This is a genomic window from Aeromonas sp. R3-1 (assembly GCF_040908345.1).
Lineage (GTDB): Bacteria > Pseudomonadota > Gammaproteobacteria > Enterobacterales > Aeromonadaceae > Aeromonas > Aeromonas veronii.
In genome coordinates this window covers 1-26,411 of sequence record NZ_JBFODN010000258.1, presented here as the reverse complement: position 1 = coordinate 26,411, position 26,411 = coordinate 1, and the positions used below count along the sequence as shown (strand labels likewise).

Annotated in this window: 23 protein-coding genes, 6 tRNA genes and 1 pseudogene; 8 read left to right on the top strand and 22 right to left on the bottom strand. The window is 60.4% G+C overall.

Going from position 1 to position 26,411, the window contains the following annotated elements; translation table 11 throughout:
- Positions 1 to 142 precede the first annotated feature (142 nt).
- The 5 genes from AB5Y85_RS17855 to treR all read right to left on the bottom strand — a co-directional run bounded on the left by AB5Y85_RS17855 (position 143) and on the right by treR (position 5,353).
- Positions 143 to 331, bottom strand: a complete 189-nt coding sequence (locus AB5Y85_RS17855; protein ID WP_005336040.1) for a hypothetical protein — start codon at positions 329 to 331, stop codon at positions 143 to 145.
- Positions 332 to 451: 120 nt separating this feature from the next.
- Positions 452 to 1,051, bottom strand: a complete 600-nt coding sequence (locus AB5Y85_RS17850) for a sugar O-acetyltransferase (protein ID WP_257688125.1) — start codon at positions 1,049 to 1,051, stop codon at positions 452 to 454.
- Positions 1,052 to 1,054: 3 nt separating this feature from the next.
- Positions 1,055 to 2,716 (bottom strand): alpha,alpha-phosphotrehalase, encoded by a 1,662-nt coding sequence (gene treC, locus AB5Y85_RS17845; RefSeq protein ID WP_257688124.1) that lies wholly within the window; start codon positions 2,714 to 2,716, stop codon positions 1,055 to 1,057.
- A 66-nt stretch (positions 2,717 to 2,782) separates the two neighbouring features.
- Entirely contained in the window at positions 2,783 to 4,213 is a 1,431-nt protein-coding gene (treB, locus tag AB5Y85_RS17840; protein WP_257688123.1) for a PTS trehalose transporter subunit IIBC, read from the bottom strand.
- A 192-nt stretch (positions 4,214 to 4,405) separates the two neighbouring features.
- The gene (treR, locus tag AB5Y85_RS17835; protein ID WP_257688122.1) at positions 4,406 to 5,353 is read right to left on the bottom strand and encodes a trehalose operon repressor TreR; all 948 of its coding nucleotides are present in this window, start codon (positions 5,351 to 5,353) and stop codon (positions 4,406 to 4,408) included.
- A gap of 137 nt (positions 5,354 to 5,490) precedes the next feature.
- Here treR and AB5Y85_RS17830 point away from each other — a divergent pair, with 137 nt between their 5' ends.
- From AB5Y85_RS17830 to pbpG, 6 genes are all read left to right on the top strand, one after another.
- Positions 5,491 to 6,441: an AEC family transporter gene (locus tag AB5Y85_RS17830; protein ID WP_005336047.1), complete on the top strand. Its 951-nt coding sequence runs from the start codon at positions 5,491 to 5,493 to the stop codon at positions 6,439 to 6,441.
- Between the two features lie 62 nt (positions 6,442 to 6,503).
- Positions 6,504 to 6,698 (top strand): heavy-metal-associated domain-containing protein, encoded by a 195-nt coding sequence (locus tag AB5Y85_RS17825; protein WP_005357810.1) that lies wholly within the window; start codon positions 6,504 to 6,506, stop codon positions 6,696 to 6,698.
- Positions 6,699 to 6,828: 130 nt separating this feature from the next.
- Positions 6,829 to 7,887, top strand: a complete 1,059-nt coding sequence (gene ansB / locus AB5Y85_RS17820) for an L-asparaginase 2 (RefSeq protein ID WP_257688121.1) — start codon at positions 6,829 to 6,831, stop codon at positions 7,885 to 7,887.
- A 243-nt stretch (positions 7,888 to 8,130) separates the two neighbouring features.
- A complete protein-coding gene (locus AB5Y85_RS17815; protein ID WP_040069001.1) occupies positions 8,131 to 9,423 on the top strand; it encodes a hemolysin family protein in 1,293 nt (430 codons plus the stop codon).
- Between the two features lie 18 nt (positions 9,424 to 9,441).
- Positions 9,442 to 10,107, top strand: a complete 666-nt coding sequence (locus tag AB5Y85_RS17810; protein WP_005343012.1) for a DedA family protein — start codon at positions 9,442 to 9,444, stop codon at positions 10,105 to 10,107.
- Positions 10,108 to 10,266: 159 nt separating this feature from the next.
- Entirely contained in the window at positions 10,267 to 11,094 is an 828-nt protein-coding gene (gene pbpG / locus AB5Y85_RS17805) for a D-alanyl-D-alanine endopeptidase (RefSeq protein ID WP_005348750.1), read from the top strand.
- Between the two features lie 343 nt (positions 11,095 to 11,437).
- Here pbpG and AB5Y85_RS17800 read toward each other — a convergent pair.
- The 12 genes from AB5Y85_RS17800 to pncC all read right to left on the bottom strand — a co-directional run bounded on the left by AB5Y85_RS17800 (position 11,438) and on the right by pncC (position 18,969).
- Positions 11,438 to 11,514 (bottom strand) — tRNA-Arg (locus tag AB5Y85_RS17800).
- A gap of 28 nt (positions 11,515 to 11,542) precedes the next feature.
- Positions 11,543 to 11,619: transfer RNA gene (locus AB5Y85_RS17795), tRNA-Arg, on the bottom strand.
- Positions 11,620 to 11,648: 29 nt separating this feature from the next.
- Positions 11,649 to 11,725: transfer RNA gene (locus tag AB5Y85_RS17790), tRNA-Arg, on the bottom strand.
- 25 nt (positions 11,726 to 11,750) lie between these two features.
- Positions 11,751 to 11,827: transfer RNA gene (locus AB5Y85_RS17785), tRNA-Arg, on the bottom strand.
- A gap of 100 nt (positions 11,828 to 11,927) precedes the next feature.
- Positions 11,928 to 12,004 (bottom strand) — tRNA-Arg (locus AB5Y85_RS17780).
- Between the two features lie 3 nt (positions 12,005 to 12,007).
- Positions 12,008 to 12,100: transfer RNA gene (locus AB5Y85_RS17775), tRNA-Ser, on the bottom strand.
- Positions 12,101 to 12,314: 214 nt separating this feature from the next.
- Entirely contained in the window at positions 12,315 to 12,503 is a 189-nt protein-coding gene (csrA, locus tag AB5Y85_RS17770; RefSeq protein WP_005336053.1) for a carbon storage regulator CsrA, read from the bottom strand.
- Positions 12,504 to 12,606: 103 nt separating this feature from the next.
- Positions 12,607 to 13,845 carry an aspartate kinase gene (locus AB5Y85_RS17765; protein ID WP_005336054.1) on the bottom strand — a complete coding sequence of 413 codons (1,239 nt, stop codon included), beginning with the start codon at positions 13,843 to 13,845 and terminating at the stop codon, positions 12,607 to 12,609.
- A gap of 16 nt (positions 13,846 to 13,861) precedes the next feature.
- Positions 13,862 to 16,486, bottom strand: a complete 2,625-nt coding sequence (alaS, locus tag AB5Y85_RS17760; protein WP_042033273.1) for an alanine--tRNA ligase — start codon at positions 16,484 to 16,486, stop codon at positions 13,862 to 13,864.
- 295 nt (positions 16,487 to 16,781) lie between these two features.
- Positions 16,782 to 17,291: a regulatory protein RecX gene (locus AB5Y85_RS17755; RefSeq protein ID WP_139742581.1), complete on the bottom strand. Its 510-nt coding sequence runs from the start codon at positions 17,289 to 17,291 to the stop codon at positions 16,782 to 16,784.
- A gap of 41 nt (positions 17,292 to 17,332) precedes the next feature.
- On the bottom strand, positions 17,333 to 18,397 hold the full coding sequence (gene recA, locus AB5Y85_RS17750) for a recombinase RecA (RefSeq protein WP_005348744.1): 1,065 nt from the start codon (positions 18,395 to 18,397) through the stop codon (positions 17,333 to 17,335).
- An 80-nt stretch (positions 18,398 to 18,477) separates the two neighbouring features.
- Positions 18,478 to 18,969 carry a nicotinamide-nucleotide amidase gene (pncC, locus tag AB5Y85_RS17745; protein WP_139430204.1) on the bottom strand — a complete coding sequence of 164 codons (492 nt, stop codon included), beginning with the start codon at positions 18,967 to 18,969 and terminating at the stop codon, positions 18,478 to 18,480.
- A 322-nt stretch (positions 18,970 to 19,291) separates the two neighbouring features.
- On the opposite strand from pncC, the gene mutS reads away from it, so the two are divergent.
- Positions 19,292 to 21,811 (top strand): DNA mismatch repair protein MutS, encoded by a 2,520-nt coding sequence (mutS, locus tag AB5Y85_RS17740; RefSeq protein ID WP_257688075.1) that lies wholly within the window; start codon positions 19,292 to 19,294, stop codon positions 21,809 to 21,811.
- Positions 21,812 to 21,887: 76 nt separating this feature from the next.
- Here the strand turns inward: mutS and AB5Y85_RS17735 are convergent, their stop codons facing one another.
- From AB5Y85_RS17735 to AB5Y85_RS17720, 4 genes are all read right to left on the bottom strand, one after another.
- A complete protein-coding gene (locus tag AB5Y85_RS17735) occupies positions 21,888 to 22,751 on the bottom strand; it encodes a patatin family protein (RefSeq protein WP_257688074.1) in 864 nt (287 codons plus the stop codon).
- Positions 22,752 to 23,028: 277 nt separating this feature from the next.
- Positions 23,029 to 23,928 carry a hypothetical protein gene (locus AB5Y85_RS17730; protein ID WP_257688073.1) on the bottom strand — a complete coding sequence of 300 codons (900 nt, stop codon included), beginning with the start codon at positions 23,926 to 23,928 and terminating at the stop codon, positions 23,029 to 23,031.
- A 74-nt stretch (positions 23,929 to 24,002) separates the two neighbouring features.
- Positions 24,003 to 24,692 carry an LrgB family protein gene (locus AB5Y85_RS17725; RefSeq protein ID WP_005341581.1) on the bottom strand — a complete coding sequence of 230 codons (690 nt, stop codon included), beginning with the start codon at positions 24,690 to 24,692 and terminating at the stop codon, positions 24,003 to 24,005.
- Positions 24,685 to 25,086, bottom strand: coding sequence for a CidA/LrgA family protein (locus AB5Y85_RS17720; protein WP_040069042.1), 402 nt, complete (start codon positions 25,084 to 25,086; stop codon positions 24,685 to 24,687). Before AB5Y85_RS17720 ends, AB5Y85_RS17725 begins: the two co-directional genes overlap by 8 nt.
- Positions 25,087 to 25,220: 134 nt before the next feature.
- Between AB5Y85_RS17720 and AB5Y85_RS17715 the strand changes: the two genes are divergently transcribed.
- On the top strand, positions 25,221 to 26,105 hold the full coding sequence (locus tag AB5Y85_RS17715; protein ID WP_005336083.1) for a LysR family transcriptional regulator: 885 nt from the start codon (positions 25,221 to 25,223) through the stop codon (positions 26,103 to 26,105).
- On the opposite strand, the pseudogene AB5Y85_RS17710 reads toward AB5Y85_RS17715, so the two are convergent.
- Positions 26,099 to 26,411 (bottom strand): annotated as a pseudogene (locus tag AB5Y85_RS17710) (hypothetical protein); the annotation flags it as partial. The gene AB5Y85_RS17715 and the pseudogene AB5Y85_RS17710 sit on opposite strands and share 7 nt — an antisense overlap.

Below are 26,411 nucleotides of genomic sequence, written 5' to 3'. Positions count from 1 at the left end.
GCGAGTAATCGCGCTGTGTCCGTTTCACACCTTGTCCCATCGGGCTCTCCATTTATTGGGGGGAAAGGTGTAAACCATATTCAGGACGGGACAATAGCCATAAAAAAGCCCCCATCGCGAGATGGGGGCTTTTTCATTAGGGTCAGACGCGAATATCGATCTTGCTTCCCAGAGAAGCGCTGGCCGATGTCGGTGCAACCGGCGCTGATTGCGCTGCGTTTTGCAGCAGCTTCAGCGCAGCTTCGCCCTCTTGGGTCTGCTGTTTCTTGGCCAGACTGGCCGTCATCAGAGCAGAACCAAACGACGCATTTGCAGAACTTGATATATCCATAGGGTTCCTCCTGCACTCAACAGTATCGACCAAGCGGCCCCGAACATAAGCACTGAATGCAAAACAATCTGAAAGTCGCTTTTCTATCAATCAGATAGCAATAGCATTCATGGTCCCTGTTCACCGCTGGATGACGCCTTCAAGCTCCTGTGCCGTCATCGGCCGAAGCACCTTGCAAGGGTTGCCGGCCGCCACCACATTGGCGGGCACATCTTTGGTCACCACCGAGCCGGCACCGATGACGCTGTTGTCACCGATAGTGACACCGGGACAGATAACCGCGCTGCCGCCAATCCAGACGTTGTGACCGATCCGCACCGGCTTGCCGAACTCGACACCCTTGATACGTGGCGCCACCGCCACCGGATGAGCGGCGGTGTAGATCTGCACCCCGGGCGCCAGCAGCACGTTGTCGCCGATGTGCACCTCGCAGACGTCGAGGATGGTGCAATTGACGTTGGCGTAGAAGTTCTCGCCGACGAAGATGTTGGCACCATAGTCGCAGAAGAATGGCGGATTGATGGCACACTCATGGCCACGGCCACCGAGCAGCTCGTGCAGCAAAGCATCCCGCGCTGGTTTCTCCTGCCAGCTGGTGTTGAAGGTGTGATAGAGCCGGCGGCAGCGCTCGCGCGCCGCTTTGAGCTCAGGGTCAGCCGCATCATAAGGCTCCCCCGCCACCATCTTCTGCCACTCGGTACCGCGCACCACCTTCTCCATTACCTACTCCATCAGCCAGATCAGGGATTCATAAGGGCGCAGCATACCCGATTGCGGTTGGGCCGGGCTATCGGGGTAGTTGCCGAGCAGCAGCCGACCTTGCCCGCTTTGCAGCTCGGCAGGCAAGGCAAACTCCACCGGCTCGCCGTAGAAGTTGCTCACCACCAGCAGGGTCTGACCGTTAGCGCGACGGGCATAGGCCCAGATCTGCGGGTGCCCGGTCAGCAGCTCCTGATAATCCCCCTGAGTGAAGATGGGGTGCGCCTTGCGAAGGGCGATAAGATCCCGATAGTGCCAGAACACCGAGTTATGGTCGGCCAGCGCAGCCTCGGCATTGATCTCGGGGTAGTTGGCGGCAGGCTTGAGCCAGGGCGTCCCGCTGGTGAAACCTGCATTGGCCGCAGCGCTCCACTGCATCGGGGTACGCGAGTTATCCCGGGACTTGGCCCCTAGAATGGCGAGGATCTCGGCCTCGCTCATCCCTTCCGCCTGCTTGATGGCGAAGATATTGCGGCTCTCCACATCCTGATAGTCATCGATGTGCTGATAGCCAGGGTTGGTCATGCCGATCTCCTCCCCCTGATAGATGTAGGGGGTGCCCTGCAGGCCGTGCAGCGTGCTGGCCAGCATCTTGGCGGCGACCACCCTATGCTCACCCTCATCCCCGAAGCGGGAGACGATGCGCGGCTGATCGTGGTTGCACCAGAACAGCGCCGACCACCCCTTGCCATGCATACCGCTCTGCCAGTGGTTGAAGATACGCTTGAGTTCGAGGAAATCGAACGGCGCCTTGGTCCACTTGTCGCCGTTGGGGTAATCCACCTTCAGATGGTGAAAGTTGAACACCATGGAGAGCTCGGAGCCATCGAGGGCACCATAACGCTGGCAATGCTCCAGCGAAGTAGAGGACATCTCCCCCACCGTCATGGCGCCGACCGGGGCAAAGACGTCACGGCTCACATCCTGCAAAAATTCGTGGATGCGCGGCCCGTCGGTATAGAAGCGGCGGCCATCGCCGATCTCATCGTCCGGGAACGCCTGATCCTTGGAGATAAGGTTGATGACGTCGAGGCGGAAACCATCCACCCCCTTCTTGGCCCAGAAGTGGATGATCTTTTTCACCTCGGCGCGCACCGCCGGATTTTCCCAGTTGAGATCCGCCTGCTCGCGGGCAAACAGGTGCAGGTAGTACTGACCGGTGGCGGGATCCAGCTCCCAGGCGCTGCCACCAAACTTGGATTGCCAGTTGTTCGGTACGCCGCCATCCACCGGATCGCGCCAGATGTAGTAGTCGCGGTAGGGGCTGTTTTTATCCCCCATCGCCGACTTGAACCAAGCGTGCTCGGTGGAAGTGTGGTTGACCACGATATCCATCACGATGCGGATGTCGCGCGCGTGGGCGGCGGCCAGCAGCGCCTCGAAATCATCCATGGTGCCGTAGGCGGGATCGATGGCAAGGTAGTCGGCGATGTCGTAGCCGTTGTCCACCTGCGGAGAAACATAAACCGGGGTCAGCCAGAGGGCATCGATGCCCAAGGTCTTGAGATAGTCGAGGCGGGCCATGATCCCCTTGAGGTCGCCGGTGCCACGGGCAGCGGAATCCTGAAAGCTCTTGGGGTAAATCTGGTAAATCACGGCACTCTGCCACCAGGGTGTTTGGCTCATGGGTCTTTCTCTTGTCTCGAATATGAAATGGAGAGGGCGACCCGCGGGTCGCCCTGATAATCAGTGTCAGGCGCTGGCTTGGGCCAACTTGCCAGCGGCTTGCTGGCGCTTGTAGACCAGCAGGGTCAGCACCACAGGCACCACGATGGCGACCAGCATGGCGATGGCGAACACCGCCCAGTATTGCGGCTGGATGGAGAGGATGCCCGGCAGGCCGCCGACCCCGATGCCGTTGGCCATTACCCCGGCGAAACCGCAGATGAGGGCGGCAAGGCTGGAGCCCACCATGGCGCACAACATGGGGAACTTGTACTTGAGGTTGATACCGTACATGGCCGGTTCGGTCACCCCGAGGTAAGCGGAGATGGCAGCTGGTACCGAGATCTCCCGTTCGTTCTCCTTGCGGCTAATCATAATGATGCCGACGACCGCAGAAGCCTGAGCGATGTTGGAGAGGGCGATCAGCGGCCAGATTGGCGTGCCGCCCATGCTCTGCATCAGCTGCAGATCCACGGCGTTGGTGGTGTGGTGGATACCGGTAATAACCAGCGGTGCGTAGAGGAAACCGAACAGGGCTGCACCGATGGGAGCGAAGGAGCCGGTCATAGCGGCCTTGGCAGCGAAACCAACGCCATCACCAATCCAGCGACCGAACGGGCCGATAAAGGCGTGGGCCACGATCACTGCCAGCAGCAGCGAGACAAACGGCACAATCACCAGATAGAGGTAAGCCGGAATGATCCGCTTGAGGTTGGTCTCAACCCAGGCGAGGAAGACACCCGCCAGCAGCGCCGGAATGACCTGGGCCTGATAACCCACCTTCTGGATCACGAACAGGCCGAAGTCCCACACCTCGGGAGTCTGCTTACCAATACCGTAGGCGTTCATCAATTGCGGCGACACCAGCGTCACCCCCAGCACGATACCCAAGATCTCGGAGCCCCCCATCTTCTTCACTGCAGACCAGCAAACACCGACCGGCAGGAAGTGGAAAATCGCCTCGCCCAGCAGCCAGAGGAAGGCGTGTACCTGAGCCCAGAACTGGCTGATCTCGGTGAGGGTGTGAGTGCCATCGTCGAACATCTTGATGTCGCCGATGACGTTGCGAAAGCCCAGGATCAGACCGCCGGTGATGATGGCGGGCAGCAGCGGCACGAAGATCTCCGCCAGATGGGAGATGCCCCGCTCCAGCGGATTCATATTCTGGCGCGCCGCCTGCTTGGCGGTCTCCTTGCTGCCACCGCTGACGCCGAGCTGTTCGGTCAGCGCCTTGTACCACTGCTCTACCTCGTTGCCGATCACCACCTGGAACTGACCGCCCTGGGTGAAGCTTCCCTTCACCGCCGGGATAGTTTCGATAGCCTTGCTGTCGGCCTTGGCCGGATCGTTCAGGACGAAGCGCAACCGGGTCAGGCAGTGGCTGACGGTGGCGATGTTCTCCTTGCCGCCGATCTTGTCGATCAGGGTGGCAAGCTGCTGTGCGTTGATCTTGGACATGGGTCTTCCCTCTGTGACGCCATTGAATAGTGGTCTGTATCGCCCTTTTGAGCCAGTCTGTCGGCCGGAGCGTTTTTGGTATCGTTCCCATTTAGCCTGCCGACAATCTGGCCAGATCGAAATGGGAACGTTCCCAATTCGTGGCCAGCATCACAAAAAGCGTTCTTTTTGTTCAGTCCGGAGTGATGGGGCTCACAGGGTTCGACAGGGGGCGATTGTCACCAGCGGGGGCTGATCCTGCTCAATCTGGCCGAGCAGCTGACGCGCCGCCTGCTCCCCCGCCCCTTTGTAACCGAGATCGAGACTGAGGGCGTTGGGGAAGAGGAAACTGAGCATGGGGTTATTGCCAAGGCCGGTCACCAGCACCTCGCTACGCCCTTGTTCTTGAAGGTATTTTGCCGCACCGATGGCGAGGGTGTCGCTGGCGCAGACCAGCGCCTGGGTGGAGGGGGTAAGCAGCTCGGCCGCCAGCCGGTAGCCGCTCTGCAGGCTGAGATCACCGAGGGCGCTGCGCGGGCGCAACCCCTGCTCTGCGCAGTAAGCGAGATAAGCATCTAGGCGGCGCTGGCCGGTGGTGAGATCCGAGGCATCCACCCCCAGATAGGCGATGTCGCGGGCGCCACGGCTTGCCAGCTGCGCCAGCATGGTGCGCACCGCACCGGCGTCGTCGAAGCAGACCGAGGAGAAACCGGGATATTCACGAGCGACCAGCACCAGCTTCTCTTTCAGCGGCGCCATGGCGGCATAGTCCAAGTCATTAAAGGCGAACAGGATAATGCCATCCACTCCGCGCCGCTCCAGCACCGCCAGATGCTCCTGTACCTTGGCGGGGGAGAACTTGCTCTCCATCAGCACGGCATCGTAGCCACGCTGGTAGAGGGTCTCCAGCATGCCGCGTACCGCCTGATTCTCCGAGCTGGAGTCGAGCCGCGAGACGATGATCCCCACCACCTGCTGGCTCTGGCTGCGCATGGCCCGAGCCGACTTGCTCGGCACGAAGCTATGTTCGGCGATGATTTGCTCCACCCGCTCGCGGGTCTCCTGCTTCACCTTGGGATCCTGGTTGAGCACCCGGGAGACGGTCGACTTGCCGACGCCACTCAGTCTGGCGATATCGAGGATGGTCAGTTTCTTGTCCATGAATTGGCTCACAGGAGGCTAGGCGGTGGAATTGCCCACATTGTTGTGATTAACCCCTGTGAATACAAGCCCATGGCGTTAGAATGCCCTTTTTGCCCCGCCGTCAGGGTGTGTGGGCACAGCACAGGATGCCCATCATGGATCTGCTGGCCAGTCTGCTCTTCTCCCTCTCCATCACAGGCCCCATCTGCGTGGTGCTGCTGCTCGGCATCTTGCTCAAGCGGCTGGGGCTGCTGCCGGATCCCTTTACCGAATCCGCCTCGCGACTGGTATTTCAGGTCACCCTGCCCGCCCTGCTCTTTCTCAGTATTCTGGGTACCAACTTCGCCACCATGCCGAGCCTCTGGTTTATCGGCTATGGCCTGCTCGCCACCGTTATCAGCTATCTGGTGCTGGAACTGCTGGCCGGACGTTTTATCGGGGAGCAGCGACTGCGCGGGATCTTCGTGCAAGGTAGCTTTCGCGGCAACAGCGCCATTATCGGGCTCGCCTATGTGCAGAACGCCTACGGCCACGAGGGGTTGGGGGCGGCGGCCTTCTATGTCGGTGCGGTGACCGTGCTCTACAACATTCTCGCGGTGATCACCCTCACCCGCAGTCTCGGCGGTGCCACCGGCATTCGCCCCATTCTGCTCGGCATCATCAAGAATCCGTTGATCATCGCCATTGTGGCGGCGCTGCCGTTTACCCTGCTCGGTATCAAGATGCCGCAACTGCTGCTCACCACCGGCAGCTACTTCGCCAACATGACGTTGCCGCTGGCGCTGCTCTGCACCGGCGCCTCCCTCAGCCTCGACGCTCTGCGTGGTGGTGCAGCCATTGCGGGCTGGGCCAGCATCATGCGGCTCTGCCTCATTCCGGCTGCGTTCACTCTTGGGGCAGCCCTGCTCGGCTTCAGCCATCTGGAGCTGGGTATTCTGTTCCTCATCAGCGCTACCCCGACAGCCGCCGCCAGCTATGTGATGACCCGCGCCATGGGGGGCGACAGCGTGCTAGCAGCGAACATCATCGCCACCACCACCCTTGGATCGCTGGTTACTACCAGCCTCGGGGCAACCCTGATGAATTATCTGGGTCTTATGTACTGACGGCTTGACCTTGCCGGAGGCGGCAGCTTTAGGCTGGCGCTCATCAACAGAGGAGATATCCCATGACCATCGAACTCACCGTGTCCGGCATGTCCTGCGGTGGCTGCGCCGCCAGTCTGCAAAAAGCGCTGCTGGCCCAGCCTGCGGTCACCACCGCAACCGTCGATTTCGCCAGCAGCAAGGCCGTTATCGAGAGCGAGCTGAGCAAGGCAGAACTGATCGCCCTGATCGAAGCCAAGGGTTTCTCTGCGAGTTAAATTATCTCTATAGAGGTATAAAACAGGTTAAAAATCTGTACTCACCTGTCTTTTGGTGAGTTTTATCACAGACCCAGGTTATTAAACGGGCAAACTTGCTGCGATTATTCCAACCATAAGGATTTGCAGCATGACCCTACCGATCCGCAAGACCCTGCTCGCCGCTGTCGTTGGCCTGACCCTCTCCCCCATGGCGATGGCGCTGCCCAACGTCCATATTCTGGCAACCGGCGGCACCATTGCCGGAGCTGGCCAGTCGGCTACCCAGTCCAACTACGAGGCTGGCAAGGTGGCCATCGAAACCCTGATCGCCGCCGTGCCCGAGATGAAGAAAGTGGCCGATGTGCAGGGTGAGCAGGTGGTGAAGATCGGCTCGCAGGACATGAACGACGAGGTGTGGCTCAAGCTAGCCAAGCGGGTCAACGAGCTGCTGGCCAAGGATGACGTGGATGGCATCGTCATTACCCACGGCACCGACACCATGGAAGAGACCGCCTACTTCCTCAATCTGACCGTCAAGAGCGACAAGCCGGTGGTACTGGTTGGCGCCATGCGCCCCTCCACCGCCATGAGTGCTGATGGCCCGCTCAACCTCTACAACGCCGTGGTGACCGCCTCCGACCCCGCCTCCAAGGGACGTGGCGTCATGGTGGCGATGAACGACACAGTGCTCGATGCCCGCGATGTCACCAAGACCAACACCACAGGCGTGCAGACCTTTGCCTCCCCCAACTTTGGCCCGCTGGGTTACATCCACAACGGCAAGATCGACTATCAGCGCAGCCCGGCCCGTCTGCACACCAGCAAGACGCCATTTGACGTGAGCAAGCTCGACAAGCTGCCGCAAGTGGGCATCGTCTACAGCTACGCCAACGCCACCGACTTGCCGGCCAAGGCGATGGTGGATGCCAAGTTCGACGGCATCGTCAGCGCCGGGGTGGGCAACGGCAACCTCTATCACTCCCTGTTCGACACCCTGGCCAAAGCGAGCAAGGATGGCATCCGCGTCGTACGCTCCGCCCGCGTGCCGACCGGCGCCACCACCCTGGATGCCGAGATCGATGATGCCAAGTACGGCTTCGTGGCCTCCGGCACTCTCAACCCGCAGAAAGCGCGGGTGCTGCTGATGCTCTCCCTGACCCAGAGCAAAGACCCGGCCCAGATCCAGCGCTGGTTCCAGCAGTTCTGACAACGGTTGCCTGACAAGTGACAAGCAAGGGCGGGACTTCCCGCCCTTTTCCCTCCTGCAATGCCGCCTCGCCCATTACGCCGTTTGGCGGGGTCGTCCCTCTCTTTTCCGGCCATCTTTTTCAGCCATCGCAAAGCGCTGTCATCAAATTAGCGAGCCGGATCACCCGCTTTCACAAGCGCATCGCCGCCAAATTCATTACACTGCCAGCGATCTTATCCACTCAAGGAGTGCTGTTGCTGTATGGAAATATTGATCCTGCTGGGATTGATTTTGCTTAATGGCGTCTTCGCCATGTCAGAAATCGCCATCGTCACCGCACGCAAGGCTCGCCTCGGCAAGCTTGCCTCTGAAGGCAACCGCTCCGCCGCCATTGCCCTCAAACTGGGCGAAGACCCGACCCATTTTCTCTCTGCCGTCCAAATCGGCATTACCAGCATCGGTCTGCTCAACGGTATCTACGGCGAATCCCTGCTGGCCCAGCCCTTCTCCCTCTGGTTGCAGGAGTGGGGGCTCCCGGCCAAGAGCAGTGGCCTGATCGCCACCGTCATCGTGGTGGTGGTGGTTACTTACCTCTCCATCGTGGTGGGGGAGCTGGTGCCCAAGCGGCTCGGCCAGCTCAATGCCGAGCGCATCGCCTGTCTGGTGGCCCGCCCCATGCACTGGCTCGCCACCCTGACCCGCCCCTTCGTCTGGCTGCTGTCGGCCTCTACCAATGCCAGCCTGCGGCTGCTGCGGGTCAACCAGAACGGCAGCGCCAACGTCACCGAGGAGGAGATCCACGCCATGCTGGTGGAGGGATCGGAAGCTGGGGTAATCGAGGATCATGAACACACCATGCTGCGCAACGTCTTCCGTCTCGACGAGCGCAGCCTCTCCTCCCTGATGGTGCCGCGCAGCGATATCCGCTATCTGGATCTGGCGCTGCCGCTAGAGACCAACCTGCAGCGGCTGGTGGAGTATCGCCACAGCTATTTTCCGGTCTGCGACGGCAACCTGTCAGAATTGGTGGGTATCATCAATGTCAGCAAGGTGCTGCACGCCTATATCAAGGGGGAACCCATCGATCTGGCTGCCCTGACCCAGGAGGGCAGCCTGCTGCCCGAGACCCTCAACGGGGTCGAGCTGCTCAACCACTTCCGCACCCACAGCGAACAGATGGCGCTGGTGGTGGACGAATATGGCGAGCTGCAGGGACTGGTCACCCAGCAGGATCTGCTGGAGGCGCTGGCGGGGGATTTCCAGCAGGAGGATGGCGAGGACAACTGGGCATTCCGGCGCGCCGACGGCAGCTGGCTGCTCGATGGCCTGATCCCGCTGCCGGAGTTGAAGGACTGTCTGGAGCTGGTTCGTCTGCCAGAAGAAGAAAAACATCACTATCACACCCTCGGAGGGCTTATCATGCTGCTCCTTGGTCGTGTTCCACAAACCGGAGACCTGGTGACACTGGAACAGTGGCAACTGGAAATTGTTGACATGGATGGCCTGCGCATCGACAAGGTGCTCGCCATGCCCTTGACCGATCAACCCAGCTAACCTGCGGAGTTTGCAAGTATGGAGCAGTTTTACCAACTGGCTCACGCCTTTATGAATCACGATCTGAACACACTTTCCGATCCCAAGATGGCCTTCATGATCTGTGGTGTGATTCTGACGTTTCTGGTACTGGAAAACGGATTCATCCCTACCGCCTTTCTGCCCGGTGACAGCCTGCTGATCCTCACCGGCGTGCTCATCTATCAGGATGTATTGTCTCTCGGGGTGATCCCGCTGTTAATCATGGCTACCTTTGTCGGCACCTGGCTCGGTTACATGCAGGGGCGCTTCCTTGGCCACACCCAGCTCTACCATCGGCTGATGTCCCATGTGGAAGAGCGACACCAGCAGAAGGTCTACCACCTGCTGGACAAGTACGGGATCATCACCCTGATCACCGCGCGCTATATCGCCTTCGTACGCACCGCCTACCCCTACATCGTCGGTGCCACCGAGCTGCCGCAGGGGCGCTTTCTCATCGTCAATCTGATCAGCTCCATCATGTGGATCTGCCCGCTGGTCGGGTTTGGCTACTACCTGAGCCACACCAAGTTGGCAGCCGAATACCAGACCCAGTTCTTCAATATCATCATCTATCTGCCGGTGGCCCTGCTGGTGGGTGGCATGGTGGCGCTGGTCTGGCGCTGGATCAGCAAACGCAGGGCTGCGCAGCCGCGGGATTGACCCTCGCCCAACGCCCGACCCGAAAGCCCTCGCCAGAGGGCTTTTTTGATCGCCAATTTCGCGCAAATAGCAGAAATAGTCCCGCACCACCCTTGTAAAGCCGGGGTAAAAATGAGTGAATCTAGCGCCTTTTTTTTGGATGGGAACGGAGTCGGTTGTATGTGGTGTCGGATTCGCGCAGCAGCGCTGGTTGTCGGGTTGATGGGAATGTTGGGATTGCCTGCGGTCAGCGCGGCACCCAACCCTGCTAAACTGGAAGTACGCTCGAGCAGCGCCCTGGTCGTGGATGTAAAAACGGGCAAGACGCTCTACCAGAAGAATGCCACCAAGGTGCGTCCCATCGCCTCCCTCACCAAGCTGATGACAGCGCTGGTGGTGCTGGATGCCAAGCAGAATCTCAACCAGACCATCACGGTCGACAAGAACGATCTGGATCGGGTCAAACACACCCACTCCCGCATCCGCATGGGCACCAAGGTGACCCGCCGCGACGCCTTGCATCTGGCGCTGATGTCCTCCGAAAACCGGATGGCCTCGGCACTGGCGCGTCACTATCCGGGCGGTCGCAGCGCCTTCGTGCGGGCCATGAACAACAAGGCCAGACAGCTGGGTATGCGTAATACCCACTTCTACGACTCCACCGGCCTCTCCACCCGCAACGTCTCTACCGCCCAGGATCTCGGCAAGCTGGCCGCCGCCGCCTACCGTCAGCCGCTGATCCGTCAGTTCACTCAGGATGAGAACCGGGAGATGCGCTTCAGCGCCCCTGCCTACAGCCTGATGTTCAACAACACCAACCCGCTGGTGAAAAACCCGGATTGGGACGTGCGCCTCTCCAAGACCGGCTTCACTGACGAAGCGGGTCGCTGTCTGGTGATGCGCGCCAAACCGGACAGCCGCGAGCTTGCCATCGTGCTACTCAACTCGGTGGGCAAACGCACCCCTATCGGCGATGCCAACCGCATTCGCAAATGGTTGAAAAGCTGAGTGGGTCTCTTCACAAAAAAGGATGCTGCGGCATCCTTTTTTATTGTCCGCAGAACGCCTCAGCAGGCCCTGCAGGATGTTGATGAGCGAATCCTGAGTGATGAGCTACGCGGCATCTGCCGTTGCAACAGCAGGCATACAGCACACTTGCAGATGAGGCAAAGGGTGGCAAGGGGTTGCACCGTACAGAAGAACGGTGCGCAATCACAGAAAGGGGAAGAAATGAGGACAAGAACAGCCAGGTAAACGGGCGATCCACCCGCAACAGCGCACGGGGATCCGCACCAAAAGCTAAATATCGCCCATAAAAAAACAGCCCCGACTGAAGTCGGGGCTGTCTGTATGGTGCGCCCGAGAGGATTCGAACCTCTGACCACCTGGTTCGTAGCCAGGTACTCTATCCAGCTGAGCTACGGGCGCTCATAAACTTTTGGTACTGCTTGAAATATGGTGCGCCCGAGAGGATTCGAACCTCTGACCACCTGGTTCGTAGCCAGGTACTCTATCCAGCTGAGCTACGGGCGCTCACAAACTTTTGTGTACTGCTTGAAAAATGGTGCGCCCGAGAGGATTCGAACCTCTGACCACCTGGTTCGTAGCCAGGTACTCTATCCAGCTGAGCTACGGGCGCTCATAAATCGTTGTGTCGTTTTAAATGGTGCGCCCGAGAGGATTCGAACCTCTGACCACCTGGTTCGTAGCCAGGTACTCTATCCAGCTGAGCTACGGGCGCCCTGTTTTAAAACGATAAAAAAAGCTTACTTATCAGTAAGCCTTTTCCAAAGTGTCGACTTGCTGATGGTCAACACATGACTCTTGCTTGAGTCGTAATATGGTGCGCCCGAGAGGATTCGAACCTCTGACCACCTGGTTCGTAGCCAGGTACTCTATCCAGCTGAGCTACGGGCGCAAATGGCGGAGAAGGGGGGATTCGAACCCCCGATGCGGGTATAAGCCGCATACTCCCTTAGCAGGGGAGCGCCTTCAGCCTCTCGGCCACCTCTCCGTTTGCGGGGCTGATAATACTTCACAGGGATTTTTAGTCAAACACTTTTTTGGAGAAAAAAGTTCGTTCGCTCAGCATTTGGTCAAAGCGTGGAATATTCAAACAATATCGACACTTATCCCGCAGTTTCGCGCCCTGCAGAGCGATTTCAGGGGCCGAGAAAAAACAAAAGGCGACACATGAGGTGTCGCCTTGTCACAGCCATGAAAGTGGCTTAGAAGCCCGGTTGGCCCGGAACTTTCTCGGCCTGGATGCGCTGGTAGATCTCTTCGCGGTGTACGGAGACCTCTTTCGGCGCGTTAACACCGATACGGACCTGGTTGCCTTTAACGCCCAGTACGGTGACAGTCACTTCATCACCAATCATCAGGGTTTCCCCAACACGACGAGTCAAAATAAGCATTCGCTTGCTCCTGTATCCTGTTTTGTTTTTATATCGATATGCGACATTATCTAACAAAGATACCGATATGGTAAATGGTTGAAACTAAATCAATCAGAGATTGTTAGCCCAAGGGCTGCTCTTGCGGTGCCTGATCCAACCCGAAAGCCGCGTGCAGGGCTCGCACCGCCAGCTCCAGATACTTCTCGTCAATCACCACAGAGATTTTGATTTCAGAGGTCGAGATCAACTGCATGTTGATCCCCTCCTCGCCCAATACCTTGAACATGGTGCGCGCAACACCGGGATGGTTCCACATGCCGACACCGACAATAGAAACCTTGGCTATTTCGCCATTTCCCTGCACGCAGGAGGCGCCAAGTTCGGTGGCGGTCTCCTCCAGCAGTGCCCGGGCACGGCGATAGTCATCACGATTCACCGTGAAGGTGAAGTCGGCGGTGCCATCTCCCAGGGTGTTCTGCACAATCATGTCGACATCAATGTTGGCGTCGCTGATCGGATTCAGGATCTGCGCGGCAACGGTTGGTCTGTCCGGCACGCCCAGAATGGTCAGGCTGGCCTCGTTGCGGTTAAAAGCGATCCCGGATACCAAGGGAGCTTCCATCCTATCACCTCCATATGTGATTAAGGTTCCCTCTCCATCGATAAAGCTCGACAGCACCCGCAGCGGGACGCGGTACTTGCCCGCAAACTCCACCGAGCGGATCTGCAGCACCTTGGCGCCGAGACTTGCCATCTCCAGCATCTCCTCGAAGGTGATGGTGTCGAGACGACGCGCCTTGGGCTCGATTCGCGGATCCGTGGTGTATACCCCATCCACATCGGTAAAGATCTGGCACTCATCAGCCTTGATGGCCGCCGCCACGGCAACCGCCGTGGTATCCGAACCGCCGCGGCCCAGCGTCGTGATGGCGTTATGCTCGTCACGGCCCTGGAAACCGGCGATCACCACCACCTTGCCCGCAGCCAGTTCGGCATGAACCAGCTCGGTGTCGATGTGGGTGATGCGCGCCTTGCCATAGGCGGAATCGGTGTGAATCCGTACCTGATCACCGGTCATTGAGACCGCAGGACAACCGCGTTTGTTCAACGCGATGGCCAGCAGCGCTATGGTGACCTGCTCACCGGTGGAGACCAGTACATCCATCTCCCGCCGGTTGGCATCAGGATCCAGTTGCTGGGCCATGCCCAGCAACCGGTTGGTTTCGCCCGACATGGCGGAGACAACCACCACCACGTCGTGTCCCTGGGCGCGGGTCTGCTCGACCCGCTCAGCTACCGCCTCGATCCGCTCCAGTGTGCCGACCGAGGTGCCGCCGTACTTCTGTACATAGAGTGCCACAGATCACCTCGCCCGATTACAGGCGCTCTTCCAGCCAGGAGTGAACGGATTGCAGCGCTGCCGGCACCGCCTCAGGCTGGGTACCACCCGCCTGTGCCATGTCCGGACGGCCACCGCCCTTGCCACCCACCTGCTGGGCAACCAGATTGACCAGCTCACCGGCCTTGACCTTGCCGGTCAGGTCGTTGGTGACGCCCGCGATCAGGTTGACCTTGCCGTCGGCACAGGTTGCCAGCAGTACAACACCGGACTTCATCTGGTTCTTCAGTTCGTCCAGCATGCCGCGTAGGGATTTCGGATCGGCCCCTTCCAGCGCTGCAACCAGCACCTTCTGACCGTTGATCTCGATCACCTGACCCAGCAGGTCGTTACCGGCCTGAGCAGCCAGCTTGGCCTTGAGCTGCTCCAGCTCGCGCTCCATCATCTTGGCCTTGTCCAGCATCTGGCGAACCTTGTCGGCGATGCAGAACTGGTCACCTTTCACCAGTGCAGCAGCCTCTTCGATCTGCTCGCCAACCTGATGCATGAAGTCGATGGCCGCTTTGCCGGTCACCGCTTCGATACGGCGCACACCAGCAGCGATACCGCTCTCGGCGATGATCTTGAAGAAGCCGATATCACCAGTACGCTTGGCGTGAGTACCGCCGCACAGTTCGGTGGAGTAGTCGCCCATGCGCACAACGCGCACGTCGTCTTCATATTTCTCACCAAACAGCGCCATGGCACCGGCAGACTTGGCCGCTTCCAGATCCATCAGCTGGGTGGTGATTTCGTGGTTGGCGCGGATCTGGTTGTTGACCAGCTCCTCGACCCGGCGAATGGTCGCCATAGTCAGCCCCTCGAAGTGGGAGAAGTCGAAACGCATGCGCTCGGCTCCAACCAGAGAACCTTTCTGGGTGACGTGCTCGCCCAGAGCCTGACGCAGAGCTGCGTGCAGCAGGTGAGTCACGGAGTGGTTCAGGGCGATGGCCTGACGACGGTCAGCATCCACCACGGCCTCGACCTCGGCCCCTTTCTCCAGAGTGCCCAGCTCCATGTAGCCCTTGTGGATGATCGCCTTGCCCGCTTTCAGGGTGTCGGTCACGGCAAAGATGCCGTCGTCCACTTTCAGGGTACCGCTGTCGCCAATCTGGCCGCCGGACTCGGCGTAGAAGGGGGTCTCCTCCAGCACGATGACCGCTTCGTCACCGGCAATAAGACCGCTCACCTCTTCCACACCCTTGTAGATACCGACCACGCGAGTGCGCTCGCTCAGGGTCTTGTAACCGGTGAAGGGGGTCTCGAAGTCGAGCTTGAGCATCTCGTTGTAGTTCACGCCGAAGCTGGACGCTTCCTTGGCACGAGCACGCTGCTTCTCCATCTCGGCCTTGAAGCCCTCTTCGTCGATGCCGATCTCGCGCTCGCGCACCACGTCGGCAGTCAGGTCAGCCGGGAAGCCGTAAGTATCATAGAGCTTGAACACCACTTCGCCCGGAATAACCTTGGCATCGCCCAGGTTGGCCAGAGCGTCTTCCAGCAGCAGCAGACCGCGATCCAGAGTGCGGACGAACTGCTCCTCTTCAATGCGCAGCACGCGCTCGACCAGCGGCAGCTGGGCGATCAGCTCGGCAGCGACATCCTTCATCTGCACTGCCAGCTCGGCAGCCAGTTTGTAGAAGAAGACATCGGTAGCGCCCAGCTTGCGACCGTGACGCACGGCGCGGCGGATGATGCGGCGCAGCACATAGCCACGACCTTCGTTGGACGGCATCACGCCATCTGCCACCAGGAAGGCGCAGGAGCGGATGTGGTCAGCGATGACGCGCAGGGACTGGTTGCTCAGATCGGTGGTGCCAACAATCTCGGCCGCTTTCTTGATCAGCGCCTGGAAGATGTCGATTTCGTAGTTGGAGTGGACACCCTGCATGATGGCGGAGATACGCTCCAGACCCATGCCGGTATCCACGGACGGACGCGGCAGCGGCTCCATGGTGCCGTCAGCCTGACGGTTGAACTGCATGAACACCACGTTCCAGATCTCGATGAAACGGTCGCCATCCTCTTCCGGTGAGCCGGGACGGCCACCCCAGATGTGATCGCCGTGGTCATAGAAGATCTCGGTGCAGGGACCGCACGGGCCGGTATCGCCCATGGCCCAGAAGTTGTCGGAAGCGTAAGGGGCACCCTTGTTGTCACCGATGCGGACGATGCGATCGGCCGGGACACCGACCTCTTTTTCCCAGATATCAAAAGCTTCATCGTCAGTCGCGTAGACGGTCACCAGCAGGCGATCTTTCGGCAGCTGCAGCACCTCGGTCAGGAAACCCCATGCAAACTTGATGGCATCCTGCTTGAAGTAGTCACCGAAGCTGAAGTTGCCCAGCATTTCAAAGAAGGTGTGGTGACGAGCGGTATAGCCGACGTTTTCCAGATCGTTGTGCTTACCACCGGCACGCACGCAACGCTGGGAAGTCGTCGCGCGATTGTAGGCACGCTTGTCTGCGCCAAGGAACACGTCCTTGAACTGGTTCATACCCGCGTTGGTAAACAACAGGGTCGGGTCGTTATGCGGTACCAGCGAGCTGGAGGAGACAACCTGGTGCCCCTGGGAACGGAAATACTCGAGAAACGCAGCGCGAATCTCTGACGTGGACATATACATGGAAAATCCTGCTTGATTCGAATACGGACTTTTAACCGCATTAATGTAAGTTTTCTGCGGGGTAAAGTAAAACGGACAGGGCCGCCACGGGCGAAAAAGCGCACATAAACGGGCCAGATAAGAGCGCCGCTGCCCACAGTGGCTTTTTTCACTGTCGAGAGGCAAAAAAGCAGCGCAGAAAGAGGGATGAGATAAACAAAAGGCGGCTTTTTCGGGATTGTGCGCGCAAGCTACTGAACGGGCAGGAAAAACCTGCCACAAGGAGAGGTGAAACGACGTTTGCCACGCAGTGGCGTTACTCTTCCCGCTCCTGCAGGGCCGAGATGGCGTAACGTGCCTGATCCTGGGTAAAGCCGCGCCCCAGCAGATACTTGAGCCACTTCATCCGCAGCTTGAAATCCGCCAGATCGGCCACCCGGGCGCGCCGTTCGAGCAGGGCAAACGCCAGTTCGAACCAGTCCAGCTCCGGCTGATCGAATGCGGCATCAATCTGCATATCGTCGAGCCCCTTGCGGCGCAGGTCGAAACGGATCTTGATGGGGCCATGGCCCTTGGCGGCACCGGCCCGTACAGCCATACCGCCGTAACGTTCGTCATTGACCCAGTTGTAACCGCGGCAGTAGTCGACCACCGCCTCGATCACCTCTTCATTGAAGCCCTGCTGGCGCAGCCGGTTGGCCAGCTCCGACTCGGCACTCTCGCGGCGGGCCAGACTGCGCATGGCAAAGGCGCGGGCGGCGGTAAGCTGCTCTGCAAAGGTCGGTTCGGCAGGCTCGACCGGTTCGGTAACGGATTCATCAACCATAAATAACAAGGCCGGGTATCTACCCGGCCTTCCTTTGTTCCTTACTCGAACTCTTGTTCGCTTTCGGCATCGAACTCGTCTGCCTCAACCGGAGCAGCCTTGTCATCGACTGGCACGGCACCGGAGAGCAGCAGCTCGCGCAGGCGGGCTTCCACTTCGCCAGCCATCACCTTGTTCTCGGCGAACAGCTTCATCACGTTGGCCTTACCCTGACCGATCTTCTCGCCGTTGTAGCTGTACCAGGCGCCGGCCTTGTCGATCAGCTTGTGCTTGACGCCGAGATCCACCAGCTCGCCCTCTTTGGAGATACCGGCACCGTAGAAGATCTGGAATTCAGCCTGCTTGAAGGGCGGGGCCACCTTGTTCTTGACCACTTTGACGCGGGTCTCGTTACCGACCACTTCGTCACCTTCCTTGATAGCGCCGATACGACGGATATCCAGACGCACGGAGGCGTAGAACTTGAGCGCGTTACCACCTGTGGTGGTCTCCGGGCTACCAAACATAACGCCAATCTTCATCCGGATCTGGTTGATGAAGATACACAGGCAGTTGGCGTTCTTGATGTTGGCGGTCAGTTTGCGCAGCGCCTGGGACATCAGACGAGCCTGCAGGCCAACGTGGGAGTCACCCATCTCCCCTTCGATTTCCGCTTTCGGCGTCAGGGCCGCCACGGAGTCGACGATGATGACGTCAACCGCGTTGGAGCGAACCAGCATGTCGCAGATCTCCAGCGCCTGTTCACCGGTATCCGGCTGGGAGATAAGCAGGTCGTCGACGTTGACGCCCAGCTTGGCGGCATAGATGGGATCCAGCGCGTGCTCCGCATCGACGAAGGCACAGGTCTTGCCCTTCTTCTGGGCTTCGGCGATCACCTGCAGGGTGAGGGTAGTTTTACCGGAAGATTCCGGGCCGTAGATTTCGACGATACGGCCACACGGCAGACCGCCGATCCCCAGCGCCACGTCCAGCGAGAGGGAACCGGTAGAGATGGCTTCGATATCCATGGTCTTGCTGTCGCCCAGACGCATGATGGAACCTTTGCCGAACTGCTTTTCAATCTGACCCAGCGCAGCCGCCAGTGCCTTCTGTTTGTTCTGATCCATGCCAATCTCCGCTGGAAATCGTGAGTAAGAAGTGAAGTTGGGCTAAGTATACTGTCTATTCATACAGTATCAAGCCCAATTTATCTGAGCAGGGCCAACAGACCCGACAAGGCCTGTCTCACCGCCTGCTGGCGTACCTGCCGGCGATCCCCGTCGAAGCGGGCGAGCAGGGAGTGGTGACGGCCGTTGCGGTCGGCCCAGGCGAACCAGACGGTGCCGACTGGCTTGCCCTCGGTGGCGCCGCCGGGGCCGGCGATGCCACTGATAGCAACGCTGATGGAGGCAGACGAGTGCGCCAGCGCGCCGCGGGCCATCTCCAGCACCACCGCCTCGCTCACTGCACCGTGCTGATCCAGACTCTCGCTGCTCACCCCCAACATCTGCTGCTTGGCCTCGTTGGTGTAGGTGACAAATCCGCGATCGAACCAGCCGGAGCTACCCGCGATGTCGGTGATGGCGCTGGCCACCCCGCCGCCGGTACAGGATTCGGCGGTCGCCGCCAGCCAGCCCCGCTGGCCAAGGGCCCGTCCCAGCTCGATGGCAAGGTGCTCTATCTCTGCATCCAGTTTCATCACGACTCCTTATGATCCGCTCAAGGGGCACATTATGCGATCCCGCTAGCGCCGCCCGCAACCACGGCAGACCGCCCTTGCCTGCCACAATGTGAGGTGCCGCACCTGTGCCATGCCTTCAATAGCGCAGAGCAACCGCGCCCGGAACACCCGCTCCCCCGTCGCGGCGCTTATGTGTAGAATGGCGCCATCAAGCCCAAGGCTCATCACCGCAGACACTGGCCCGCAGAGGCCCCTTCTGGAACAGAACATGACCGCACAACACCAAGCCAGCGGCGCCACAAGCTCCGCTCCCGGCGCCAATCTCAGCGCCCACACGCCCATGATGCAGCAGTACCTTGGCCTCAAGGCCGAGAACCCGGAGATCCTGCTGTTCTACCGGATGGGCGACTTCTACGAGCTGTTCTATGACGATGCCCGCAAGGCCTCCCAACTGCTCGACATCTCCCTGACCAAGCGTGGCCAGTCGGCGGGTAGCCCCATCCCGATGGCGGGTGTGCCCTATCACGCCATCGAGGGTTATCTGGCCAAGCTGGTACAGCTCGGCGAGTCGGCCGCCATCTGCGAACAGGTGGGGGATCCCGCCACCAGCAAGGGGCCGGTGGAGCGCAAGGTCATTCGCATCATCACCCCGGGTACCGTCTCCGACGAGGCGCTGCTCAGCGAGCGACAGGACAACCTGATCGCCGCCGTCTACCACGATGGCCGCCGCTTCGGCTATGGCACCATGGACATCGGCTCCGGCCGCTTCTTCATCAACCAGTTCGAGAAAGAAGAGACCTTGCTGGCAGAGCTGCAGCGCACCAATCCGGCGGAGCTGCTCTATCCCGAATCGTTCGAGTTCCTGCACCATATCGAGGGGCGCCGCGGCCTGCGTCGCCGCCCGGAGTGGGAGTTTGAACTGGGCACCGCTCGCAAGCTGCTCTGCCAGCAATTCGGCACCCAGGATCTGGTGGGCTTTGGCGTCGACAAGAGCGAGACCGCCCTGTGCGCCGCTGGCTGCCTGATGCAGTACGTCAAGGACACCCAACGTACCGCCCTGCCCCACATCCGCAACGTGCGCCTCGAGCAGCCGGATCACGCGGTCATCATGGATGCCGCCACCCGCCGCAATCTGGAGCTGACCCAGAATCTGGCCGGTGGCTATGAAAATACCCTGGCCGAGGTGCTGGATCGCACCGCCACTCCCATGGGCAGCCGGCTGCTCAAGCGCTGGATCCACCAGCCGATCCGCGATCGGGTGATCCTGAAAGGTCGCCAGAGCACCATCAAGGAGCTCATCGAGCAAAACCTCTACGACGAGTTGGGCAACCTGCTGCGTCAGGTGGGTGATGTGGAGCGGGTGCTGGCCCGTCTCGCCCTGCGCTCGGCCCGCCCGCGCGACCTCACCCGCCTGCGTCAGGCCTTCGCCCAGTTACCCGAGTTGCAGCGCCTGCTGGCGGACAACGAGCACGAAGCGGTGCAACAGCTGGCCGAGCGGGCCAGCACCTTCCCCGAGCTGCTCGACCTGCTGGAGCGCGCCGTGATGGAAGTGCCGCCGGTGCTGATCCGCGATGGTGGCGTGATCCGTGACGGCTTCAATCAGGAGCTGGACGAGCTGCGGGATCTCGCCAACGGCGCCACCGCCAGCCTCGCCCGCATCGAGGAGCGGGAAAAACTGCTGACCGGCATCAACACCCTCAAGGTGGGTTACAACAAGGTGCACGGCTTCTATATAGAGGTGAGCCGCGCCAACAGCCATCTGGTGCCGGCCCACTACATCCGCCGCCAGACCCTCAAGAACAACGAACGCTACATCATCGATGAGCTGAAGAAGTACGAGGACAAGGTACTCACCGCCCAGTCCCAGGCGCTGGCGCTGGAGAAACGGCTCTACGAAGAGCTGCTCGATGCCCTGCTGCCCCACCTCGGCGATCTGCAGGATTCCGCCGCCGCACTGGCGGAGCTGGACGTGCTGGCCAATCTGGCCGAGCGGGCCGAGACCCTCGACTACCGCTGCCCGACCCTCATCGATGAGGATCAGATCCTGATCGAAGCGGGCCGCCATCCGGTGGTGGAGCAGGTAATGACGGACCCCTTCATTGCCAACCCCATCCGGCTGGAGCGGGAGCGACGGATGCTGATCATCACGGGTCCCAACATGGGCGGTAAATCGACCTATATGCGCCAGACTGCGCTGATCGTGCTGCTGGCCCATATCGGCGCCTTCGTGCCCGCCGACAGCGCCCGCATCGGCCCCATCGACCGCATCTTTACCCGCATCGGAGCGTCAGACGATCTCGCCTCCGGCCGCTCCACCTTTATGGTGGAGATGACCGAGACCGCCAATATCCTCAACAACGCCACCGCCCGCAGTCTGGTGCTGATGGACGAGATTGGCCGCGGCACCAGCACCTACGACGGCCTCTCGCTGGCGTGGGCCTGTGCCGAACAGCTGGCGAGCAAGATTGGCGCCTACACCCTGTTCGCCACCCACTACTTCGAGCTGACCCGCCTGCCCGAGCTGATGAGCGGGCTGGCCAACGTCCACCTCGATGCGGTGGAGCACGGCGACACCATCGCCTTTATGCACGCGGTGCAGGAAGGCGCGGCCAGCCGCTCCTACGGCCTGCAAGTGGCGGCGTTGGCCGGGGTGCCGAAATCGGTGATCCAGCAGGCCCGTCACAAACTGCACGAGCTGGAGAGCGCCACTCCGGTCGCCGCTGGTGAAAGCCGCCCGACTCCGGTGACTCTCGCCCCGCAGCCTCATCCGGTAGTGGAAGAGCTGGAAGCTGTGCGCCCGGACGAATTGACCCCCCGTCAGGCCCTCGACCTGCTCTATCGCCTCAAGCAGCTGCTGTAATCAGCGACTGCCGCACAAGCATGCAAAAGGGGAACCGCGAGGTTCCCCTTTTTATATTCAGCACCCGGCAAACCAGTCAGGCCACCGCTCGCGCCTCTCCACGGGCCCGCAGCAGGCTCTGGCGCCCCTGCCAGTAACCCTGCAGATAACCGGACTCCAGCTTGACCGGGTCCTGGGTAAAACGGGAGACCATGAAATCGGACGGTGGCGCGATCACCTCGATCTCGCAATCGGCTGGGGGATTGGCGATGAAATCGAGCGCCCGGTTGTAGGCACGATCCCGCTCCAGCATGGCTTGCGCCAGCGCAGGCTGGGTTTTCAGCAAGGCTTTGACCATCCAGCAGAAACGGGCCGGCTTCTTGCGATAGCCCCAGGGTTCCGACAGCACCACTGTCATCCGCCGCGCCCCGCGCCGATAGGCCTCTATCACCGGAATGGAGTCGCTGATACCGCCATCGGCCATCGGGCGACCATCGACGCAGGGGGTATCGTGCTGCACCACTGGCAGGGCGCAGGTGGCAGTCAGCACCTCATCCATGTTGTCGGGCCGCATCGGCAGATAGATGGCCTTGCCGCTCGCCACATCGGTCGCCACCGCGTAGAAGGGAATGTCGCGGGCGCAGAAAGTGTCGAGATCGAGCGGGAAGCGATGGCGACTGGCTTGCCACAGCCAGCCGATGTCCACCAGATCGCCCCCTTTGACAAAGCGCAGGGGATCGAGAAACCGGGAGCTGCAAGCCAGCTCGGTGATGATGTGGTGGCTGCGGCGCGGCTGCTCGCTCAGATAAGAGACCAGATTGGTGGCACCGGCCGAGACGCCCATGACGAAATCGAACGGGTAGTGGTGGCTTTCCACGAAGGCATCGAGCACGCCGCTGGCAAAGATGCCGCGCATCGCCCCCCCTTCGACAATCAGGGCACAAGAGTGGGGATTAAACATAACAAGGCTCCGTCAGCTGTAATACCTGCCGGGATCGATCCCGGCCCAGTGATGGACGCCTTCATGCAGAACATCAAGACGCCGCAGCAGGACGATTCAGGCTCACTCGCGCAAGCCAGAAGCGGGCAGGAGCAAACCTGAACCGTGAAGCAACCCCCAGTATATGCAGCGCACCAACCTTCAAAAAATGAATTTAAATAATAAAAATCATGCCTTTTTGGCATGCTTAAGCGCATCGGCAGATCCGGCCCTTTATCCGGGAACAGCACCATCAGGATCAAGGCAGCCCGGGCCCGAACGTCCCGTCGACGGGGTTGTAGTGGTAGGCCCGATAATCAAAGTCCACCTTATCAAGGCGCGGATTGGCCAACTCGAACAACAGGCGTCTGGGGAGCTGCGCCTGATCGAGGGAAGGTTTGAAGTGGCGCAGCCAGAGCTGTTGCAACGAGCCATCCCGCCACGCCAGCTTGAGGCCGACCGAGAGGCGGCGGATGGCGGCCTGATTCTCCTTGTGGGTGTAGAAGAGATGGAGGAAGGGATAGTGCAGCGCCACTCGCCGATCCACGGTGAGGCCGGGCAGATCACTGTGCTGCTCCTGCTCGATGAATAGCTCGTTGGCCCCGCGGCAGAAGAGATCGATGCGACCGCGAGCCACCAGCTTGAACAGCCGCTCGTAACCGTCGATCTCCTGCACCTTGAATCCCCCATGACGCAGGATCTCCGCATCCTGCCAGCCACGCCCCTGCCCGTGCAGAAATTGCTGCAGTTCGGTCAGGGTATTGACCCTTGCCACCGCGTCGGCCTGCTGCGGACTGACAAAGCAGATGCGATAACCGAGGATGCCCAGCTCCACCGGAAAACGAACGTAATCCAGCGCTCCGCTCTCTGCGGCCGGGCGCAGACTGTCGGCCACAAACAGATTGGGGTATTGCTGAGTCTGCACAATCTGTCGCATCCGGATACGGTTCATCGGCGGCGCGGTTCGCAGCTCGTAGTCACCGAAGCTGTCGCGGGTCTTCTCCAGCGCCAGCTGCAACAGATCGCGAAAATAGAGGGTACGCAAGTCCCGATCGCTCTCGGGGCTGATATGAGTGATGACGTCGCTCGCCCGTAGGGGAGTGGCAAGGAGGGAAAGACTGCACAACAGCAAGCAGGAAGCGAGGCGATGAAAGGTCATACTGCTCATCCCGGGAATACACGCTCACTAGAGTGTAGCGCCGGGACGAGCCGCCTTCTAAAGGGAAGCCCGGCCTACCAGAACATCCGGCCCAGCAGGGGTGCCAGCAGCACGGTCACCATACCGGCGATCATCATCACCATGCTGGAGACCACACCCTCCTCATTACCCATCTGATAAGCCCTGGCGGTGCCGGCGCCGTGGGCCGAGGCACCAAACCCCGCCCCTTTGCCGAGACGGCTGCGAATGGCCAGCACGGTGAGCACGCTCTCCCCCACCGCCATACCGATGACGCCGGTGAGCACCACAAACAGCGCGGTAAGGTCGCTCTGACCGCCGATGGCGCGGGTCGCCTCCACCGCAAACGGCGTGGTGATAGAGCGCATCGCCAGACTGCGCTGCAACATGTCGGAGAGATCCAGCCAGCGAGCCAGCAGCACAGTACTACCCACCGCCATGATGACCGAGGCGACCACCCCCACCGACAGCGACAACCAGTGGCGACGAATGAGCTGGCGGTTCTCGTAGACCGGCACCGCGAAGGCGACGGTGGCGGGGCCCAGCAGCCAGAGCAGCCAGTGGGATTCCGCCATGTAATCCTGATAGGGGATGTGGAACAGCAGCACCACGGCCACCAGCAGGGTCGGCGCCAGCAGCAGCGGCATCAGCGGCAGAATGCGTTTCTTGCCATAGAGCCATTTGCTGGCGTAGTAGAAGAGCAGGGTGAGGGCGAAACAGATCAGCCCGAGCAGGGTATCAGACATGACGGCGACTCCGGCGAGCCAGTTTCAGTTCGAGGCGGTAAACCCGATCCACCACCAGCGCCGTGGTGCCGAGTACCAGGGTGGTGCTCACCAGCAGCACCACCATGATGCGCCACCCCTCCTGCAACAGCAGATCCTGATAGTTGACCACCGCCACCACGGCGGGCACGAAGAAGAGCAGCATCTCCGCCAGCAGCCAGCGAGCACCCGCGCTGAACCACTCGGCCTTAACCACCCCGAGCAGGATGCAGGCCAGCAGCAACAGCATGCCGGTGAGGTTGGCGGGCAGCGGCAGATGGAGGGTACGCACCGCGGTATCGGCCAGCAGCCAGATGGCTGCCAGCAACACAATCTGGAAGGGAGTCTGTAACCAGCGCAAACAGAGGGCTTTCATGATCATCGTCTTTCTGTGAACCGGCTCACAGTATAGAGTTGAGCAAAACCTGCCAGAAATGAATTAAAATTATCAAATTCATGCCGCATAGGCATACTTCATCCCGTACCCGCCAAAACGAGTCGAGAGAGTCCATGGATATTCGCGCCCTGCGCTATTTTGTCGAACTGGTGCGGGAAAAAAGCTTCACCCGCGCCTCTGAAAAGCTGTTCGTCACCCAGCCCACCATCAGCAAGATGATCCGCAATATCGAAGAGGAGCTGGGCCAACCCCTGCTCAACCGGGAAGGGCGCCGCTTCACCCTGACCGACAGCGGCCAGGTGCTGTTCAACCGTGCCCAGACCATCTTGGCGGAGATGCAGCAGCTGGAGGCCGAACTGGCGGATCTGCAGAGCCTGCAACATGGTCGCCTCACCCTTGGCATTCCCCCCATGGTGGGTCACGTCTATGCAGACCTGATCCGCGCCTACCGCACCCGCTATCCCAAGGTGGAGCTGACCCTGGTGGAGTACGGCGGCCGCCGCATTGAACAGGCAGTGCTGGAGGGTGAGCTGGATCTCGCCATCACCATGCTGCCGACCAAAGAGGGGGGTGCCCTCAGCGCGCTGGAGCTGGATCAATACCCGATCCGGGTAGTGCTGCCTGATCAACCCCGCTGGCATGGCGAGGCGCCGCTGCGGCTCGAGTCCCTGCAGGAGGAGCCCTTCCTGCTCTATACCCAGGCGTTTACCCTGAGCGAGCGGTTGGAGCAGGCGTGTCAGGAAGCGGGCTTTGTGCCACAGGTGGCGGCGCGCAGCAGCCAGTGGGATTTTCTCACCGCTATGGTACGCAGCGGCATGGGGGTCGCCTTCTTGCCGGAGCCGGTCTGCAACCGGCTGACTCCGGATGGTCTGGTGCTGCGGCCGCTAGAGCCCGAATTGAGCTGGCGACTCGGGGTGATCTGGCCGAGCGAGCGCTACCTGTCGCGCACCGCCGAGGCCTGGCTGGCCCTCTGCCGCCAGCGGCAGGCACCTCAGTAATCGCCGAAGCGATCGGTCTGCGGATTGTAGAAGTAGGGGCGGTAATCGAAGCTGATCCCATCGAGGAAGGGATTATCCAGTCGCAACAGTCGGCGCTGGGAGAGCTTGGCAAAGGCGATGGCCGGGCCAAAGCTCTTGCGCCACAGCGCCTGTAGCGAACCATCCTGCCACGCCAGCTGCAACCCCCGCTCGACCCGCTGCAGCGCCTCGCGATTGTTGGGATTGGTGTAGAAGACCCGGGGCAGCGGGTAGTAGATCAACAGCGCGTCATCCACCAGCAGATCCGTCATCTCCTTGTGGGTCAGC